1 protein-coding gene and 1 pseudogene are annotated in these 2,140 nt (G+C 73.5%); both read left to right on the top strand.

Translation table 11 applies throughout. The features are described 5' to 3' along the window. Positions 1-217 precede the first annotated feature (217 nt). Positions 218-1,462 (top strand): aromatic acid exporter family protein, encoded by a 1,245-nt coding sequence (locus tag HW445_RS28125; protein ID WP_180223673.1) that lies wholly within the window; start codon positions 218-220, stop codon positions 1,460-1,462. Between the two features lie 52 nt (positions 1,463-1,514). After that, a pseudogene (locus tag HW445_RS28120) lies at positions 1,515-2,140 on the top strand (hypothetical protein); the annotation flags it as partial.

Here is a 2,140-nt window from a genome sequence, read left to right as displayed (position 1 = left end):
CCGGGGAGCCCCGCACGGCGGCAGCCCCAACCCCGAGCATCCGGTCCCCGAGGAGCCCGCCGGCTGACGTCCCCTCACCCGGGCGGCCCGGACCGGCGCCCTCGCGGCCCGTGTCGTGGAACGGATCCACGGCCCGGGCCGCGACCATGGACCGCACAGGGCGCCACCTGGCGGAACACACGTGTTGGGGGCGCCTGTCAGCGGGAAGGCGCGGGGCATGCGGGACGTACGAGGTGTGAAGGCAGCGCTGGTCACGAGGTACCGGAGGTGGAAGAGGGATCCGGACGTCGTCCACACCTTGCGGGCGACGGCGGCCGCGACGATCTCCTACGTCATCGCGCTCCATCTGAGCCCCGAGGCGGTGCCGCTGACAGCGCCGCTGACCGCGCTGCTGGTCGTGCAGGTGACCCTGTACTCGACGCTCACCACCGGCATCGAGCGGGTGAACGCGGTCGTGGCGGGCGTGCTCATCGCCATCGTCTTCACCCGGGTGGTCGGCCTGTCCTGGTGGAGTCTGGCGCTGATCATCCTGGCGTCGCTGGTGATCGGACGGCTGGCACGCACCGGGGACTTCCTGCCCGAGGTGGCGATCAGCGCCATGCTGGTGCTGGGCGTGACCACGGTGGGCGACACGGCGTGGGCGCGGATCGTCGAGACGCTGATCGGCGCGGTCGTCGGACTCTCCTTCAACTTCCTCTTCGTCCCCCCGGTCTGGGTGGACGTGGCCGCGGAGTCGCTGACGGACCTGTCGCGGCGAATGCGGCAGCTGATGCTGCGGATGGGCGAGGAGGCGTCGGGGCACACGCCGGTGCCGAACGCCACGGCCCGGCTCCACGAGGCGCGCGCCCTGGACCAGCACATCGCCGGCGTCGACGCGGCACTGCGGCAGGCCGAGGACAGCCTGCGCCTCAATCCGAGGGTCCGGGAGGGTCTGCTGCACCGGGTCGTGCTGCGGACCGGGCTGGACACCCTGGAGATCTGCACGGTGGTGCTGCGGGTCATCGCCCGCAGCTTCACCGACCTGGCCAAGCGGCGTGACCCGGACCCGCTCTTCGTCCCCGAGGCGGGCCCGGTGGTCGAGGAGCTGCTCGCCGAGGTCGGTGACGCGGTGGTGAGCTTCGGGGTGATGGTGATCTCCGACGTCAGCGCCAGCGCCGAAGAGGCGGAGGAGCGGCTGGCGGCCGAGCTGGCGCAGGCGTCGGCCACCCGGGACCGGCTGGCCCACATCCTGCTGGAGCGCGTGCGGGACGATCCCAAGGACTGGCAGCTGGTGGGCGCCTTCCTCACCGAGATCACCCGCATCCTCGACGAACTGGACACCGACCACCGCTCCCGCCGTCTGCTGGAGGAGCTGGACCGCAACACCCGCCTCCAGCGGGAGCGCAAGCGGCGGCTGGAGGAGCTGCGCCGCAAACTGCGCATCCCCAGGCGCAGGCGCCGGCGGAACCGGGCGCGGTCCTGAGGCGTACTTCCTGACGGGCCCCGCCTGCGGGCCCGGACGAGGGGAGCGTGGCATGGGCGGGACGGGCGCGGTACGGATCGACGGGGACGGCCTGACGCTGCCGGGCGGGGTGCGGGTGCGGTTCATACGGACCCTGCGCCTGCCCGAGACGGGCACCCACGCACTGCCCCCGGGGCTCGGCTCGTTCCCGTTGCGCCGGGTGGAGGACTTCCCCGGCACGGTGCCGGCCGAGTGGCTGGCGCGCGGCGGTGTGATGCTGCCGGTGTACCTCCGTGAGGCGATGTGGCTGCACTTCGGAGGCACGTCGCGTCCGGCGGCGCTCCAGGTCGGGGTGGGCAAGGTGTGCGCGGTCTCCGGGAAGCCGTGGAGCGGCCGGCTCTCCTCGGAGCCGCAGAACTATCTGCCGCTGCCGGACCAGCCCTGGCTGGACGGCATCAACTCCGGGCACGGCACGGTCCGTCAGTTCGTGGCGGTGCCGCTGGGGATGGGCGCCACCGTGGAGGGCCAGGTGACCGGTGAGGAGACCTGGGGCGGGATCCAGCTCCAGGCGTTCGGGCTGACCGACGAGAAGCTGGCCGAGTGGGCCAGCCTCCGGGCGGGGTCGGCGGCCTGGCCCCCGCCTCCGGGGCCCGTCCCGCCGCCCCCGTCGTACTCCGGGATGCCGCCCGCGCCCGCGCC

Source organism: Streptomyces sp. UH6 (assembly GCF_013421635.1).
GTDB classification, from domain to species: Bacteria; Actinomycetota; Actinomycetes; order Streptomycetales; family Streptomycetaceae; genus Streptomyces; species Streptomyces abyssomicinicus.
Note: the sequence above shows the minus strand (reverse complement) of the source record. Positions and strands in the feature narration are given on the sequence as shown.